The organism is Arthrobacter sp. KKT183 (genome assembly GCF_055657625.1).
Genome location: NZ_CM145770.1, coordinates 3,032,385 through 3,048,554, shown reverse-complemented (window position 1 = coordinate 3,048,554; position 16,170 = coordinate 3,032,385). Strand labels below are relative to the sequence as shown.

The 16,170-nt window shown below is 63.7% G+C and carries 16 protein-coding genes; 7 read left to right on the top strand and 9 right to left on the bottom strand.

What is annotated here, in order from left to right; genetic code table 11:
* Positions 1-6: 6 nt before the first annotated feature.
* From ACZ2GY_RS14450 to ACZ2GY_RS14435, 4 genes are all read right to left on the bottom strand, one after another.
* The gene (locus ACZ2GY_RS14450) at positions 7-1,017 is read right to left on the bottom strand and encodes a TAXI family TRAP transporter solute-binding subunit (protein WP_346027420.1); all 1,011 of its coding nucleotides are present in this window, start codon (positions 1,015-1,017) and stop codon (positions 7-9) included.
* 62 nt (positions 1,018-1,079) lie between these two features.
* Entirely contained in the window at positions 1,080-1,673 is a 594-nt protein-coding gene (locus ACZ2GY_RS14445) for a carboxymuconolactone decarboxylase family protein (protein ID WP_471672219.1), read from the bottom strand.
* Positions 1,666-2,394 carry an SDR family NAD(P)-dependent oxidoreductase gene (locus ACZ2GY_RS14440; protein ID WP_471672218.1) on the bottom strand — a complete coding sequence of 243 codons (729 nt, stop codon included), beginning with the start codon at positions 2,392-2,394 and terminating at the stop codon, positions 1,666-1,668. Before ACZ2GY_RS14440 ends, ACZ2GY_RS14445 begins: the two co-directional genes overlap by 8 nt.
* Before the next feature lie 222 nt (positions 2,395-2,616).
* A complete protein-coding gene (locus tag ACZ2GY_RS14435; protein ID WP_471672217.1) occupies positions 2,617-3,279 on the bottom strand; it encodes a GntR family transcriptional regulator in 663 nt (220 codons plus the stop codon).
* Positions 3,280-3,437: 158 nt separating this feature from the next.
* Between ACZ2GY_RS14435 and ACZ2GY_RS14430 the strand changes: the two genes are divergently transcribed.
* A complete protein-coding gene (locus ACZ2GY_RS14430) occupies positions 3,438-4,034 on the top strand; it encodes a hypothetical protein (RefSeq protein WP_471672216.1) in 597 nt (198 codons plus the stop codon).
* Here ACZ2GY_RS14430 and ACZ2GY_RS14425 read toward each other — a convergent pair.
* Positions 3,988-4,773: a response regulator transcription factor gene (locus ACZ2GY_RS14425; protein ID WP_346027416.1), complete on the bottom strand. Its 786-nt coding sequence runs from the start codon at positions 4,771-4,773 to the stop codon at positions 3,988-3,990. The genes ACZ2GY_RS14430 and ACZ2GY_RS14425 overlap by 47 nt on opposite strands.
* Positions 4,774-4,785: 12 nt before the next feature.
* Positions 4,786-6,438 carry a sensor histidine kinase gene (locus tag ACZ2GY_RS14420; RefSeq protein WP_471672215.1) on the bottom strand — a complete coding sequence of 551 codons (1,653 nt, stop codon included), beginning with the start codon at positions 6,436-6,438 and terminating at the stop codon, positions 4,786-4,788.
* A 160-nt stretch (positions 6,439-6,598) separates the two neighbouring features.
* On the opposite strand from ACZ2GY_RS14420, the gene ACZ2GY_RS14415 reads away from it, so the two are divergent.
* Positions 6,599-7,795: an ROK family protein gene (locus ACZ2GY_RS14415; protein ID WP_277357449.1), complete on the top strand. Its 1,197-nt coding sequence runs from the start codon at positions 6,599-6,601 to the stop codon at positions 7,793-7,795.
* 647 nt (positions 7,796-8,442) lie between these two features.
* Here ACZ2GY_RS14415 and ACZ2GY_RS14410 read toward each other — a convergent pair.
* The gene (locus ACZ2GY_RS14410) at positions 8,443-10,359 is read right to left on the bottom strand and encodes a helix-turn-helix domain-containing protein (RefSeq protein WP_471672214.1); all 1,917 of its coding nucleotides are present in this window, start codon (positions 10,357-10,359) and stop codon (positions 8,443-8,445) included.
* A gap of 147 nt (positions 10,360-10,506) precedes the next feature.
* Here ACZ2GY_RS14410 and ACZ2GY_RS14405 point away from each other — a divergent pair, with 147 nt between their 5' ends.
* The 5 genes from ACZ2GY_RS14405 to ACZ2GY_RS14385 all read left to right on the top strand — a co-directional run bounded on the left by ACZ2GY_RS14405 (position 10,507) and on the right by ACZ2GY_RS14385 (position 14,851).
* A complete protein-coding gene (locus tag ACZ2GY_RS14405) occupies positions 10,507-11,322 on the top strand; it encodes an N-acyl homoserine lactonase family protein (protein WP_471672213.1) in 816 nt (271 codons plus the stop codon).
* Between the two features lie 5 nt (positions 11,323-11,327).
* The gene (locus tag ACZ2GY_RS14400; protein WP_471672212.1) at positions 11,328-11,777 is read left to right on the top strand and encodes an FmdB family zinc ribbon protein; all 450 of its coding nucleotides are present in this window, start codon (positions 11,328-11,330) and stop codon (positions 11,775-11,777) included.
* The gene (locus tag ACZ2GY_RS14395; protein WP_471672211.1) at positions 11,774-12,901 is read left to right on the top strand and encodes an alcohol dehydrogenase catalytic domain-containing protein; all 1,128 of its coding nucleotides are present in this window, start codon (positions 11,774-11,776) and stop codon (positions 12,899-12,901) included. The genes ACZ2GY_RS14400 and ACZ2GY_RS14395 overlap by 4 nt, the downstream gene beginning before the upstream one ends.
* A 108-nt stretch (positions 12,902-13,009) precedes the next feature.
* Positions 13,010-13,327: an NIPSNAP family protein gene (locus ACZ2GY_RS14390; protein WP_471672210.1), complete on the top strand. Its 318-nt coding sequence runs from the start codon at positions 13,010-13,012 to the stop codon at positions 13,325-13,327.
* A 45-nt stretch (positions 13,328-13,372) separates the two neighbouring features.
* Positions 13,373-14,851, top strand: coding sequence for an NAD-dependent succinate-semialdehyde dehydrogenase (locus tag ACZ2GY_RS14385; protein WP_471672209.1), 1,479 nt, complete (start codon positions 13,373-13,375; stop codon positions 14,849-14,851).
* 505 nt (positions 14,852-15,356) lie between these two features.
* On the opposite strand, the gene ACZ2GY_RS14380 is transcribed toward ACZ2GY_RS14385, so the two are convergent.
* On the bottom strand, positions 15,357-15,596 hold the full coding sequence (locus ACZ2GY_RS14380; RefSeq protein ID WP_471672208.1) for a hypothetical protein: 240 nt from the start codon (positions 15,594-15,596) through the stop codon (positions 15,357-15,359).
* Positions 15,583-15,990 carry a nuclease-related domain-containing protein gene (locus ACZ2GY_RS14375; RefSeq protein ID WP_471672207.1) on the bottom strand — a complete coding sequence of 136 codons (408 nt, stop codon included), beginning with the start codon at positions 15,988-15,990 and terminating at the stop codon, positions 15,583-15,585. Before ACZ2GY_RS14375 ends, ACZ2GY_RS14380 begins: the two co-directional genes overlap by 14 nt.
* Between the last annotated feature and the right edge of the window lie 180 nt (positions 15,991-16,170).

The following is a 16,170-nucleotide window of genomic DNA, read 5'->3' as shown; positions in this document are numbered from 1 at the left end:
TCAGCCTCAGCCGGCCTGGTCGTAGTACGCCTGGGCGCCTGGGCAGGTCTCGACGAAGGGCACGTCACCGGCGGTGGCGGCGTCCATCTCTTCCGCGGCGGGGTGCACCTGGATGAGCTGGTCCTTGTTTTCGAAGAGGGCGGTGGTGATGTCCTCCTGGAGCTGCTCATCCATGCTGGACGGAGCAACAAGGATGTTCGGCGAGGCGATCACGGAGATCGGCTCGGTCTGTCCCTCGTAGGTTTCGGCGGGGATTTCCTGCTCGACGTAGTACTCGCCGTATTCCTCGGCCATCGGAGCTGCGTACTCTCCGATGGGCACGATCACCATGTCGCCGTCGGCCGCGAGGTCGATCAGCGCACCGGTGGGCAGTCCGCCTGACCAGAAACCGGCGTCGATGGTGCCGTCACGCAGGGCTGCCACTGTTTCGGCAACCCCGAGCTGGCGGCGGTCGATGTCAGCTTCGGGATCCAGTCCGGCTGCCTCCAGGGTACGGATTGCGGCAACCTCGGTAGCCGAACCCGGTGCTCCCACGGAGACGACCTTGCCCTTCATGTCCTCGACACTCTGGATTCCGGTGCCCTCAACCGTGACGGGCTGCAGGAAGTTGTTGTAGACGTTGCCGAGCGAGCAGATCTCCTGGGCCTTGCCCTCGAAGTCATTGACGCCTTCAACGGCATCCGCAACGACGTCACCCACGGCAAGGGCAAGGTCAGCGGCCCCGCTTTCGAGCAGCAGGATGTTGTCTACCGACGCGTTGGTCTCCTGGACCGTGGCGTCGTAGCCCTCAACGTTCTCGCGGATGACGGTTGCGAAACCGCCGCCCAGCGGGTAGTAGACGCCGCCGGTGCCGCCGGTTGCGATGGACAGGGTGCCGCCTTCGCCGCTGTCCGCGCCGCCGCCGTCACCTCCTCCGCTGGGTGCCGGGCTTCCGCAGGCGCTCAGGAACAGTGCCGGTGCAAGGAGTGCGGCGGCAGCGATGCGCGATCCGCGGACCTTGTTCGAGGTGCTGGTCATGGATATCTCCCTTGATATGTGTTGGGTTTTTGGTGCGGTGTTGATTTTCATGGGTGTGATCTTCACTGCTGGTGCCCCTCCTCTGGAGCGGTGTCAGCCGGGGCTGGGACGTCAGCCACGGCAAGCAGTCCGGCGAGGGTGCGGTAGTACCCTACGAGGACTGAAATTTCGGTGAGCCCGCTGTGCCCGAAGTGCTTCTGTGCGGTGGCGCGGATGGTTTCATTCACTCCGGCTTCCGTCACCAGTTCGCGGGTGAGCTCGAGGGCGGCAGCCTCGCTGTCGGAGACGCTCGCCGGGACGCTGCCTGCTTGCAGTTGGCTCAGTTCCTCCGCTGAAACGCCGACGACGACGGCCGCCCGGCTGTGCGCGTACCACTCATACTCGGAATTGAGGGCTGCCGCGACAGCGCAGATCACCAGTTCCCGGGTGCGGTCGGGGAGTTCGCCGCCGAATCGAAGCGCGGCGCCGAGTTCCTGGACCGCGTTGCCGATTGCCGGTGCGAAGAGGAGGGCGTTGAACGGGCCGGCGAGGGTGCCGTCGTCGTGCATGATCCGGAACGGACCGTTGGCGCGCGGGCCGGCAGTGATCTTCTCGTAGAGGTCCTGCTGGTCCGATGACAGGTCCTCGGGCTTCAGGAGGGGGAAGTGGTTAGACAAGGGTCCGCCCTCCGTCCACGTAGAGGACATGCCCGGTGACAAAGGAGGCCTGCTCGGAGGCGAGGAAGAGCACGGGGCCGGTGAGGTCATCGACACTGCCGAGCCGCCCGGCGGGAACCAGCGAGGTGTAGTGTTCGCGGACGCCCGGCTTGTCCAGGTGGGTGCGGGTGAGATCCGTTTCGGTGTATCCGGGCGCTATGGCGTTCACGGTCACGCCGCTGGAGGCCCATTCGCGGGCCATGACGCGCATCATCTGATTGATGCCGCCCTTGCTGGCCGCGTAAGAGGCGTGATCGGGATGGGCGAGGAGGCCCGAGACTGAAGAGCAGTAGATCTGGCGGCCCCAGCCTGCGCTGACCATGTGCTTGCCCGCGGATTTGCCGAGGCGGAAGGCGCTCGAGAGGTTGATGTCGAGGGTGCGCTGCCAGTCCTCGTCCGCAGTGTCGAGGACCGGGACCCGCTGGTTCATGCCGACCGCGTGGAGGAGGATGTCGATGCCGCCGAGTACTTCGACCGTTGCCTGTACAGCGTTCTCGCAGCCTTCGGCGGTGGAGAAGTCTGCGGTGAGGCCGTTCTCGTGGGCCGTCAGGCGTGACTCGTCAATATCGGCGACGACCACGCGGGCGCCAGCCGCGGTGAAGGCAGCCGCGCAGGCTTCACCAATGCCGCCGGCTCCTGCAATCAGCACGCGCCGATCGGTGAGTCCTAGCCAGTTCTCCACGAAATGCGATCCCTTTGCGTCGTCGTTGTTGGTGTCATCGAAATAAGCGCTATTGGAGATTGTATACAAAAACGGGACGGAATGTAACCCCGGTCACACAGGAGAAGTTATCAGAGGTAACTTCGTTGCGGGAGGGGTTCGGAGGAGTGTTACGAGAGTGTGACATGTTACTGAGCCGGGGCCGTTTTGGCCCACGAACACTCGCGTATCCGGCCCGGATTCTTACTTTGCGTCGAGGAACTTCCGGAGCGCGTTGACGGCGTGGTCGCGGTGATCATCCAGGTGTTTGACCAGCCGGTCGGCATCCCGGTCAGCGAAAGCATCGATGATGAGGTTGTGCTCTTCCTCGACGAGGTGGCGGTTGGTCGGAACGCCGTAGTAGACAAACCGGTAGGTATCAGTGGCGTCCCAGAGGACCTGGATGAGCCGGTCGAGCCGCGGCATCCCCGAGGCGGAAAGCAGCACAAAGTGAAACCGGCGGTTGGCTTCGGTCATCGGCAGGATGTCCGCTGCAGCGCTGGCTGCCTCGACTTCGCGGGCGGCGTCTTTCATCGCCTGCAGTACCGACCCGTCGGCGCGCTTCACTGCGGCGTACGCAGCTTCAGTCTCCAGGAGCTGCCGGATGCGGTACGTCTCAAGGAGGTCCGCGAGGGAGAGCCGGGCAACCTTGAAACCCCGGTGCGGCTCGTAGACGATTTGCCCTTCCCCCTCGAGGATCTTGAACGCCTCGCGCAGCGGAACCCTGCTGACTCCAAGCCGTTCGGCGAGGGCGTCCTGCCGCAGCGGCTCGCCGGGCTGGACCTCACCGGCGATGATCATGCGGCGCAGCTCGGCGAGGGCGAAGGCCTGCGCGGTGGGTGGCCGCTTGGGCGATGTGCCGACCATCTACGCGTCCTCCCTCTGCTCCCGCTGACTTCACTACAGCTTCAAGTCGCCGCATTCCTGACGACTCTAGTTCAACACAGCAGCAGGTCCCGGATTGCTCTGGATCTGACCATTCTTGAGGAAAGCTTCGGCCAAAAGCGCATGGTGGCTTGATCTGGATGGGTCACAGTGGAGGAAGACTCCTCCGGACCGGACCGTTCGCCGGCCCGGAGGTCGACTTCTTTGACGGGTTGGGAGCAAGTGCTGCGGTGGCCTGGCTGAAGAACAAACGAACCTCAGCAGTATCCGGCGTGCCCACACAGACCGGCGCGGCATCGACTGAAGCACTTGAGAACTGTGTTCCCGCAAACCTGCCGGTGCACCGTCCAGAAGTCATCACACAACTGGGTGAGGAACTGGCGACCCTCGCCGATGCCCTCCGCTACCGGGACAACTTTGCCCGGCTCCTGCCCAAGCGCATCCGGGACCTTGAGGCGGATCTTCGGTCAAAGAGCTCCAAGAACCTCGAAGACGCCGAGGGTACGCTCCTGAGCCTCAACGTTGGCGCCACCATGGTCGGAGCACCGAGACTGCAGTACGTCGCGGACCGGTGCTTGTCCGACTTCCGCGGCGGCCGCGAAATGAGCTGCCTGCCGGCACTCGCGGGTGAAGCCGAGCGGTTCCTCATGTTGCTGTCAGGGCCCGAGGACGCGCCACCCGCACCAGGTGCTACTCCACCGGGATCATCCGGTAGCCCACGCCCCGAACGGTCTTGATGAACCGGGGCTCCCGGGTGTCCTCGCCGAGCTTCTTCCGGAGGTTCCGGATGTGCACCTCCACGAGGTGATGATCGTCCGTCCACCCCTCACCCCACACACGCTCAAGCAGGGTCTCCCGGGTCCACACCCGGCGGGATCCGGTGATGAGCGTTGCGAGGAGATCGAACTCAATCTTGGTCAGCGGCAGCTCCTCACCCCCAAGCCGAGCCACCCTTCCCTCAACATCGACCGAGAGACTTCCATGAACGACGACGCCGTCAACTGCGCTGCCCGCTGCGGCTTCAGTTCCAGCCGCGTCCCGTGACACCGCGTCGCGTGACACAGCCTCCCGTGACCCCGACCCGCCGTCAACGAAGGACCGCGGACGGCGGAACATCGCCGCAACCCTCGCCCGCACCTCGCGCGGACTGAACGGCTTGATAATGAAGTCGTCTGCCCCGATCTCCAGGCCCAATACCCGCTCAATTTCTTCGACGCGGGCCGTAATCATCACAATGTAGGCATCGGTCTCCGGCCGCAGCTGGCGGCAGACCTCCATGCCGTCAAGATCCGGCAGGTTCAGGTCCAGGGTCACCAGGTCCGGTTTATGTTCCCGCACCAGGGCGAGTGCTTCTCTTCCACTCGCAGTTTCGATGATGTTGAACCCCACCATCGAAAGCGTGAGCACCAGAAGCTCGCGGATGTCGGGATCATCCTCCACCACCACGGCCGTGCGTTCGAAGGAGTCAGTACCCATGGGATGAACCTTTCATGATCGCGGCAACTCGATGACCACCGTGGTTCCTTCGCCCAGCTCGGACTGGATGACCAGCGATCCGCCGTGCCGTTCCACCGCTTCGGCAGCTATCGACAGGCCCAGCCCAGTACCGGGAATCTCTGCGGCCACCGAGTTGGTCGCGCGGTAGAAGCGGGTCAGCAGCTGGGGGAGCTCGTCTGCTGGAATACCCATGCCTGCGTCTTCGACCGTCACCTGCACTGCCCCGTTCTCGGTTGCGAGGCTCACGGTGACCTTCCCGCCGTCGGGACTGAATTTCACGGCGTTGGACAGCACATTCACAAAAGCGCGCTCCAGCAGCGCCCACATGCCACTCACATACAGCGCCTGATCAGTAGGCAGGACCTGAATCGAGACGTTCTTTCTGGTAGCGAGCGGCAGCAGGTCGGCGGTGACCGTCTCAAGCAGATGAACCAGGTCAATCGACGCGTCGCCGAGCTCCGTACCGGCGTCGAGCACTGACAGAGCAAGGACGTTCTCCACAAGGCTGCTCAGGCGCTGACCGTTGCGTTCAATGATTTCCAGCATCTTCCCCGCCGGCGCGGGCAGATCACCGCCGTCGCCGTCATGCAGCAGCTCAACGTACCCGAGGATCGAGGAGAGAGGAGTTCGCAGCTCGTGGTGCACCGTAGCCACGAAACCGTTCTTGGCTGCATCCAGTTCGCGCAGCCTGTCCACCACCTGCTGCTGGCCGACGATCAGCTGGCCCTGGATCATCCCGTGGGCAAGGTTTCCGAGCAGGTGTTGCAGCAGGGCGATCTCGGCACCCGACCACTTGCGCGCGCCGCGGTCTGCAACGATCCATAGGAGGCCGAACGGCGTAGCGCCCTCGCCGATCGGCAGCAGCAGGCCGCTGCTGTCGAAACCCTCCATTCTGGCGTGAATTTTGGGCAGCGTCTCCGGAACCTCAGTGAGCTGCCCGGCGATCACTGCGAGGGAACCCGAGGTACGCCACAGCTCAGTCCCGAGCACCCACAGTTCATCCAGTAATTCACTGACGTCATTCGGTTGAGCGCTTCCGACACCGCGCTGCCAGCGGGCACCACCGTAGGAAACCCGGGCGTCGTCAAAGGTATGAAGGGTCACGTCCTCAGCGCCGAGTGCTTCACCGATTCCCTGCAAGGCCAGTTCAACCATGTCCGCTGGTTCGTTGGTCTGGCGGATGTCGTCGGAGATGCGCCGCACCCGGTCCCGCAGGAACGCCGATTCATTCCGCCGTTCTTCGCGAAGCCGGTTACGGTGGATCGCGGTATTGACCCGGTGCAGCAGCTCCTCGGAGGCAATCGGCAGCAGCAGGTAATCGCTGGAGCGCATCGCCAGCTCGGGATGGGACGTCACCTGCTCGGCCGACTTCGCTGTCAGCACCACCGGGATATTCCGCGGCAGCAGGTGGTCGGCTTCCTTGGCGATGGTCGCCAGATACTCCAGTGCAATGTCCGCACCGACGACGGCGACATCAGCCGTGAGCTCCCGCGCCGCCTCGATGGCCGGGCTGACTGTGCTGTGCGCGGCTACGGTGAAACCGGCGCTGCGCAGGCCGCCGGCAATCTGGTTGAGCAGGTCGATGTCCGAGTCAACCACCAGGGCAGTGCCCCCGGCAGTAGTGATCTCGCTGGTTGCGCGCAAGACTCGTCCCCTTGTGTTCAAAATTGCAGACCGTTGGTACAGCAGGTTCTGCCGAGTCTAGCGATGTGCCGGTTGTCCCGCTGACGGGGAACGGTAGGATCGTGCATCAGCCGCCCTGACGAAAGGCCTGATCGTGCGCCGTGGCACCAATCTTCCCCGCATGGGGGACTTCAACCAGAGTGTCATTCTCGATGCCGTCCGCCGGTCCAGCGAGGGCCTGAGCAGGGTTGAGCTGGTGGAGCTGATCGGCCTGTCCCCGCAGGCCGTCTCCAACATCACCCGGCGCCTGCTCTCCGAGGAACTGATCGTGGAGGCCGGCAAATCCGGCAGCGGACCGGGTAAGCCGCGGACCATCCTGCGCATCAATCCCTCCGGCCGGTACGCGGTCGGCGTGCACCTGGACCCTGCGCTGATGACGGTGGTGCTGATGGACCTGATGGGAGTGGTGCTGCACCGCCGGGTTCGGGATACGCCGCTTGGCACCGAGCCGGGCCAGATCATTGACGCGATCGCCGGTGAGGTACGCGCCCTGCTCGCCGAGTCATCCGTGGACCAGACCCGCATCGAAGGAATCGGGGTGGCACCTCCGGGGCCGATCGATCAGCCGGCGGGCGCCGTCGTCGACCCTCCCCTCCTGATGGGCTGGCACCGTGTTCCGCTGCGGGATGCGCTCGCGGAGGCCACCGAGATGCCGGTCTTCGTCGAGAAGGATGTGACGGCGGCAGCGGTTGCGGAGATCTGGGGCGGCGGCCACGGGAGCACGCAGAGCTTCGTCTTCGTCTATATCGGCACGGGTATCGGCAGCGGCATAGTGGTGGACGGTGAGGTGCTGCGCGGAACCTCAGGCAATGCCGGGGAGATCGGGCACATCGTGACGGACCCCAACGGCCCGGAGTGCGCCTGCGGGATGCGCGGCTGCATTGCGGTGACGTGTGATCCGCAGTCGCTCGTGCGCGAAGCCGAGCGCGCCGGCGTGCTGAGCACTGAGCGGCACCGCAGCGGCGATGTGGCAGACGGGCTCGTGCGGTTGTGTGCAGCGGCGGAGGCGGGGGACAGGATCGCCTGTGACATCATCACCACTGCTGCCGTGCGCACGGCCCGCGCTGTGTCGGTCCTCGCCAACGTGCTCGACGTCGACCGCGTGGTCTTCGGCGGGCCGTTCTGGGCGCCGTTGGCGAACCGGTACCTGGAGGTGGTGCCGTCGTCGTTATTGGACTTCCGGGCTGCGCGGAGTATCCATCCGGTGGAGGTGGTTTCCACCGGGATCGGCGACGACGTTGCGGCCGTCGGAGCCGCCTGCCTCATGCTTGAGCGGACGCTGGGTCCGCGCGCTGAGCGGTTGATGCTGGCGCGCTAGTTCCCCCGACGCTTCTATGTGTGTCAAGCGGCTGGAAAGGGTACGGGCGCGGACCATAGCGGGGCGGCTCAGGTGACCGGCCAGCTTCCCCTCTCCCCCCGTTGTTTTGGCTGCTGGCGGAGCTTGCGGAGCGGACACGTACAATCCGACAGGACAGCAGCCAAAACAAGAAAAATGCTTCTACAGCCCGAGCGAAGGGAGGACCGTTACCCAGCGCCCAGCGCTGTGCAACGTGGAAGTTCGCCGGGCGCTCTCAACGGGGCTGAGGAAAGACACCAGCTTTACAAAAGGGCACTGCTTTTCGAGACATCACCGCTCCCACTCCCGCAAAGGAGTCGGGTGCAATGTGGCGCGATATGACCGATTTTTGTAGTCCTAAATGGCAGCCTGCTGGCCGGCAGGGCTCCACATCCGCGGCAGCTCAATAGGCATGTGATGGACGAAGTCCTTCCCTCTTTCCTCCGGTAGCTTGAGTGCAAGTTCCGTGGGGTCGCTGGCCCGGCCCCGTCAACTCTCGTGATGGGCCGTCAGCTGTAACTCGCAGCGCTATTTGTCACCCCTTCAGCCTGCAAGGGATTGTTTTTGAAATGACACGTTCATGGAGGGTGGAAGGATCGCTAAGAGGGAGTGAAAGGGCCAGCGTGCTGTTAAGGGGATGCTCTGCGAGTGGTTTTCAGGTGCCAGATCCTGAGGGCGAGGTGGTTGTCCAGCTGGCGGGTGGGGTCCAGCCAGTCTTCTCCGATTAGCAGGGAGATGCGTTCGAGGCGTTGTTTGGCGGTGTTGCGGTGGATGAAGAGGTTTTCCCCTGTGCGGGCGAGGTTGTGGTTTGTTTCCAGGAAGGTCCAGGCCGTGCGGGTCAGATCAGTTTTGTGCTGGGCGTCGTGGTTGATGAGTGGCTGGATCTGTGAGTAGAGACCTTCCTGGTCCCCGTTAGTGTGGACCGCGCCGAGTAGCAGTCCCAGGTGCCCGAGGTGGTTTCCGTCCAGGAGTTCGCCGTGTCGTTCGAGAACTAGGAGGCTGGAGAGGGCGAGTTCGGCTTGGCGGTGTGCCTTTTTTATACCCGCAAGTCCGTTGGCTGTACTCGCGTGTCCGGCGGTGGTGGGGATTCTGGATTCCCTTAGTTTCGTCATAACGGCATCGGTGATGTTTTTGCTTCCTGATGCCAGCACGTACGTGAGGGATCCGCGGCGGGCGATGAGCGCTTTCACCGGCCCCAGCCCTTCACGGATGGTTTTTTCCACCCGGGCATAGTCTGCGCCTGCGGAATCAAAGACTGCCACTGTCATTTCCCCGGTCGGGGGGACGCCGAAGCGTGCCGCTCTTTGCTGGATGAGGTCCAGAGGAACATCCCGGTCGGAGAGAAGATCATCAAGGACTTCGAACTGAAGCCGTTGTGCAGAATCCCGTGTTGCTTGATCAAAAAGCCGCAGAACCGTCAGGAAAACGGCTAACCGTTCCGCGATCGTGCGTTGGCTTCCGGTGAGTGGACCGCGGGCCACGAGCGTGGCTAGATGCTTCGGACCGGCTTGGGCTGTGACCAGGACAAGATCTTCCTGGGTGGTGGAGAAGATATGCGGGCGCCCGGTAGCCAGGGCTTGGGCCACGATTGATGTGAAGGACGGGCGGTCATCCTCCCGCGTGATCAGGGAACTGAGCGAGGCAGAGCCCGGGTGCAGGGATTCCCGGGGTTCTTCGTAGAGGACCCCGTTCGCTGCGTCTAATATCAGGATGTCCGTGCCGAGAATCTGCCGGGAAAGGACAGCAAAACCTTCCAGACCGCTTCCGTGGACCACGACCTCGATGAACTGTTCATCGAGGTCGACGAGTCCTTGAAGGACGCCCATCTCCTCGAGCCTTGTGCGGTTTTCATTTCCCAGACGTTGAAGCGCTGAGGTGGCCTCCGCAAAGCTCTGGGCGTTGTCGATAGCCACAGCGGCATGTTTGCCGATTGTATCCACTAGATCAACAAGCTCAGGCGAGTACGTCCGGGGCCTCCTGTCGGCAATTAGAAGCGCACCGATGACTTTGCCGTATAGATGCAGTGGAACACCAAGTATCGCCCGCACTCCCTCCTTGCCGACGATGTCATCGATGTGTGGCAGGTGTGAGAGGGCATCATCGGTGAGGTAATCGACCGTCTGGAAGGGCGAGAGCCCGGCAGCGGCTTTACCCAGAACGCCGGTTCCAATCGGCATCCGGATGGTCCGGTAATCCTCGGTAGCGACTCCATCGGATTTTCTGATGTACGTCTCGTTTCGCCCGTAATCATTGAGACTGATATAGGCCATGTCGCTTCCGGCGAGGATGCGGGTGCGCTTGACGATTGCCAGCAATACCGCCTCGACGTCCCTGATGCCCGTCAGGTCCGTAGCGGTCTCATGGAGGGCCCTGAGCAGGTCCTCTCGTTGCCGTCGTTCCCGGAGGAGCGCATTAATGCTGCGCGCGGCCTGGGCGGCCCGGGCCGTGATTTCATGACGGCCCAGTGCCTCGTCCAACGCCTTGGACAAGTCCTCGTCGGTGATACCGGCCTCGATGCGTTCGAGCCACAGACCTGTGGTTTCCATGCCTATCTCCTTACATTCCTGTCAAAACTACCCCACGAGAGTGCAGAACGCCCTGCCGGGATCGTATGTAATGGCCACAACCGACATAGGTTTTGTGTGACCCGCCACATATTCTCGATGGAGAGATTCCCAACGGAAAGGATCGTCATGGGTGACGATATGAAACTGCACGTACTCTCCAGTGGGGTCATGGAGTGTGATCACACCTGGCTGTTGCTCAAGGGTGGGACAACAATCATGGACCGCAACCACAAGACTGCCCCGCCGGCGTGGGGAGATTGCCCCACCCATGCTGTGCTGATCGAGCATCCCGAAGGCCGGGTGCTCTGGGACACGGGGGTTCCCCGTGACTGGGAGAGTCGTTGGGCTCCCACCGGGTTCCAGGACTTCTTCCCGGTCAAGGAAGACCCGTCAGGCCCGGGCTACCTTGATTCAGCGCTGGCGGAGCTGGAGCTGAAACCCAGTGATATCGATATCCTGGTCCTCTCCCACCTTCACTTTGACCACGCGGCGAACGCGAAGATGTTTGACAACGGCAAAACCAGGATTATTGCCAGCATCGACGAGATCGAAGGCGTTAGGGGCATTCCGGGGGCCTTCCAGGGCGCCCACCTGGTGTCGGACTTTGACGGCCTGAACCTGGAACCGGTCTCCGGCGACGCCGAAATCCTTCCAGGCGTGAGCGTGATCGCCACCCCGGGTCATACCTGGGGCACAATGTCGCTGCAGGTTGATCTTCCCAACGACGGAACCAAGATTTTTACCTCCGACGCGGTCTATCTCGGAGCGAGTTGGGGGCCGCCGGCCGTCGGGGCGGCGATCGTGTGGGACAACCTGAAGTGGCTCGAATCGGTGGAAAAGCTCCGCGGTATCGCCGAGCGCACCAACGCGGATGTCATCTTTGGCCATGACGCGGAGCAACGCAAAACCCTCAAGCTCGCTCCCAATGGCTACTACTCCTAAGCGCCATGATCCTTTACGACGTGAAATGCACCGGCGGCCACCGGTTCGAAGCTGCACTGAAGTCGATGTTCGACGACACCCCGCCCTGCCGCGCATGCGGGGCGCCGACCGGCAGGGTTCCGTCAGCCATCAGGCTCGCAGGCACTGCGGATCCCGGGCCCTCCCGTGAACAAATGCCCAACACGTGGCACGGAATCGGGCGGGGAGACCCGGAAATGGTGCGGGGCTGGCACGGGCTGATGTCCAAGCGGGAAAAGCTTGAAGAAAAATACCCCGAGCTTGCCGGGGACCGCAGGCCCGTCCTCGCCCACGAAGGAGCGTTCGCGAACGCCCCCCTGCGCGCTGGAGATCCGCTCGCAGGTCAGATCGCGGAAGCGACGTTCAAACCGGCGGCACCTCGCCAGACACAAGCTGACCAAACCACACAGCAACTTCGGAAAGAAACAGACAAATGAAGATCACCGGCGCAGTTCTTGAAGAAATAGGCCGTCCCCGTCCCTTCGCCGAGTCCCGGCCCATCACCATCTCGGAGCTTGAGTTGGGAGAGCCGGGCCCCACCGAAATCCTCGTCCGGCTCGAAGCGGCAGGGATATGCCACTCGGATTTGAGCGTCGTCGACGGAAACCGGGTACGCCCCGTACCCATGCTGCTTGGACACGAAGCGGCCGGCCGTGTTGTAGAAGTCGGCTCAGAGGTCAATGACCTGCGCCCGGGCCAGCGTGTGGTCATGTCTTTTCTCCCCCGATGCGAGGAATGCGCGAACTGTGCCGAGGACGGCCGGCTGCCCTGCACTGCAGGGTCCAAAACAAACGGAGAAGGCGTTCTCCTGCACGGCTCGGCGCACCTCACCCGCGACGGCGAGAAGATCTTTCATCACCTCGGCGTTTCAGGCTTCGCCACCCATGCCGTCGTCGACAGGGCCTCTGCCGTACCCGTCGGTGATGACGTTCCCCCCGAGATCGCCGCCGTCCTAGGCTGCGCCGTCCTCACCGGCGGTGGTGCCGTGCTGAACGCAGCCCGACCCCAGCCCGAAGACAGCATCATGATCGTCGGGCTCGGAGGCGTAGGAATGGCCGCCCTGATCACTGCCATCTCCCAGAACGTTTCCCGCATCGTCGCTGTAGACACGCTTGAGGACAAGCTTGAGCACGCCCGCCGCCTCGGCGCCCACGAAACCTACACTCCCCAGCAGGTGCTTGAGGAGGGCATAAAGGCCAAGTACGTCATCGAATGCGCAGGAAACCCCAGGGCCTTCGAAACTGCCTTCGCCGCGACCGCCGTGGGCGGGACGACCATCACCGCCGGGCTCCCCTCACCGGACGCCCGCGCCCAGATCCCGCCCATGACCATCACCGCCGAAGCCCGGACAATCATCGGCAGCTACCTCGGATCCGCCGTACCCGCCCGTGACATCCCCAAATACGCCCAGCTCTGGCGCGAAGGTAAACTCCCCGTCGAAGAACTCATCACCACCCGCATCAATCTGGCCGATATCAACCACGCCATGGACCAGCTGGCCGACGGGAAAGCAGTCCGCCAGGTCATCATGTTCGACACCGATCACGAACACTCCAGCTAAGGGCCGTGCCGGCAGACACGGTACCGGTCACCGGCAGCTCCCCTCCTGCCGGCGACCGGTGTCGGGCGCCCCGGTTCTCGCTACCGTCATCAACGACAGGAAACAACCGTGACCTTTGAGCTACGGACCTACACCGCAGCACCGGGAAAGATGGAGGCGCTCCTGGAGCGCTTCCGCAATCACACCACCAAGCTTCTCCCGGACCACGGCATCCACGCCATCGGCTACTGGCTATCCGCTGAAGACCCGGACACACTCATCTACCTGGTGCGGCATGACGGCGACCCTGACTCAAACTGGAACGAATTTAAAAACGATCCCCGATGGGTGACTGCGCGCGCAGCGTCCGTCGCGAATGGCGAACTGACCGTGGATATCTCATCGGTCTACCTGGCCGCCACTGACTTCTCGCCGCTCGGCCCCTGACAGCAGACGCCTTCACACCGGGCCATAAAGAACTTCGGAGACAAAATGACAACCACCCAGCAAGAAACCGAACTACTTGCTTCCATTCCCACCGGGCTGCTCATCGACGGCGAATGGCGGCCCGCCGCGTCGGGAAAGACGTTCGATGTCGAGGATCCCGCCACCGGCAAAGTGCTACTGACCATCGCCGACGCTGGCGCCGACGACGCCGCCGCGGCAATGGACGCTGCCGCTGCGGCCCAGGAATCCTGGGCCAAGGTGCCGCCGCGCGAACGCGGGGAGATCCTCCGCCGGGCCTTTGAGCTGGTGACCGCACGGGCCGAGGATTTCGCGTTGCTGATGACCCTGGAAATGGGCAAGCCGTTAGCCGAAGCCCGAGGCGAGGTGACCTACGGTGCGGAGTTCCTGCGCTGGTTCTCCGAGGAAGCAGTACGGGCGTTTGGCCGGTACTCTGTTTCGCCGGACGGCAAGTCCCGGCTGCTCGTGACCAAGAAGCCGGTGGGCCCGTGCCTGCTGATCACTCCCTGGAACTTCCCGCTGGCCATGGCCACCCGCAAGATCGCCCCCGCCGTCGCCGCAGGCTGCACCATGGTGCTGAAATCAGCAAAACTGACGCCCCTGACCTCCCAGCTCTTCGCCGCCGTCATGCATGAAGCCGGCCTGCCCGCCGGTGTACTCAACGTCATCCCCACCTCCACGGCGGGGGCCACCACCGGGCCGCTGATCAAGGACTCCCGGCTGCGCAAGCTCTCCTTCACCGGCTCCACCGAAGTGGGACGCCGCCTGCTCGCCGACGCCTCCGAAAACGTGCTGCGCACCTCCATGGAACTGGGCGGCAACGCCCCTTTCCTGGTCTTCGAGGACGCCGACCTCGACACCGCCGTCACCGGAGCCATGGCGGCCAAGCTGCGGAACATGGGCGAGGCCTGCACCGCGGCCAACCGCTTCATCGTGCACGAATCCGTGGCCGACCAGTTCGCGAAGAAGTTCGCGGCAAAGATGAAGGACATGACCACGGCCCGCGGCACCGAACCCGATTCCAAAGTGGGCCCGCTGATCGATGCGAAGAGCCGGGACAAGGTCCACGAACTTGTCTCCGAAGCCGTCGACGCCGGCGCGAAGGCGGTCCTGGGCGGCGCGCCGGTAGAGGGCCCCGGCTACTTCTACCAGCCCACCATCCTCACCGGCGTCCCGGAGGGTACCAGGATTCTGGCGGAGGAAATCTTCGGCCCCGTCGCCCCGATCATCACTTTCTCCACCGAAGACGAGGCTGTCCGGCTGGCCAACAACACCGAATACGGGCTGGTGGCCTACGTCTTCACCCGTGACCTGAACCGGGGGCTGCGCATGGGTGAGCGCCTTGAGACCGGCATGCTTGGCCTGAACGCCGGCGTGATCTCCAACGCCGCGGCACCCTTCGGCGGAGTCAAGCAGTCCGGCCTGGGCCGCGAAGGCGGCCTCGAAGGCATCGAGGAATACCTCTACACCCAGTACACCGGCATCGCCGACCCCTACGCCGGCTAGGATCCCCGCCACCCGTCACCGAATCGGCTGCAGTTGAGGAACAGTCGCCGGCGACGGCGTGGCCGGGGTAGGTGTCGGCACCTGGACGCAGGCGATCTTACCCGGCCGGGAGATCACCCGGCCGGGTCGGCCAGCTCGGGGGACCGGGCGCGGAACCCGTGGCCAGCTCACGAAACGGAATAAATAACACGCTAAGCAGATTTCGGGTGACGTAGCGCCCTGAGTTTGCCGTGTTTCGGTTGGCGGGGGCTGTTCCAGGTGTAGTCGCCGGTGGGGTTGATGTGTTCCCAGCCGAGCGGGAGAGATGTTGGAGCAGTTCCTCGTTCTGGTCAAGTCCATTTGCGTGGTGTAACGCGTTTGGCGGTAGCGGCGAGTCCGGAGGTGGTGATTGCCGCGACGATGAGGGCTCCGGCAAAGATCATCATCAGAAGGGACCCCAAGCCGGGGGCAAACGCGGTAAGGATCCTGACGCTCTCACCGCAATCTTTTTCGCCCTGGGCCACCCCTACTCACCCTCGGTTGGTGCCTCCCGCAGGACCTCCGGAATGATGCGCTGCAGCAGTGCGTCATGGGCCTCCTGGAGCGCGGCTGCCCTGGCCTCCGCGGCCGCGGCCCGGGTGCCCGACGCGGTCGCTGCGGCTGCCGCTTCACGCTCGGCGGACCGTGCCTGTTCAAGCCGCTCCCCCGTACCCGCTACCTGACGTTCCAACTCTGCGATCCGCGCCGTCAGCTCAGAGCGCCCCATCGACCAGTTTCGTGCAATCACGCCGGCTGACGAGCAGCTTCTCGACGCGCGGACGAAGGATGCCGCCCTCGATCTTCAGCTCAGGCCGTCCCTTGTATCGCTTGGCGTCGACCACCCAGATCCCACCGACAGTGATGACGATGTGGTCGATGTTAGCCGTCGACCCGGGTATGCGGCGATCGTGAAGGACCGCAAGGCCGTCGGCGGCCAGGGCATCGAGCCGAGCGCCGAGGCGTTCCTTGCCGATCGCGCCTCGATCCCAAGCCTTGGTGCTTTGGCGCTCGTCAGAGAGGGCGACTGCGAGGCCACCGAATCGACCCCACTTCTCGCGGAGTTTTTCCTCGTCCTTCGCTTTGCGACGCTCGTATTCACGTCGGGCGGAGGAGCCGGCCACTCCGGACTCAGTGGGCGACGGGTCATCACAAGGTGGTTCCAGATCGGGGCCGTCGGTTCCAAAGCTTCGGTGGCACACTCTAGGCACCTGACGGTCTTCGACTCGTTCTCATAGAGAGCTTGTGTCCCGGCCGGAAGAGAGGCACCGCACACCCGACACGCTCCGGCATAGCGAAGCCTG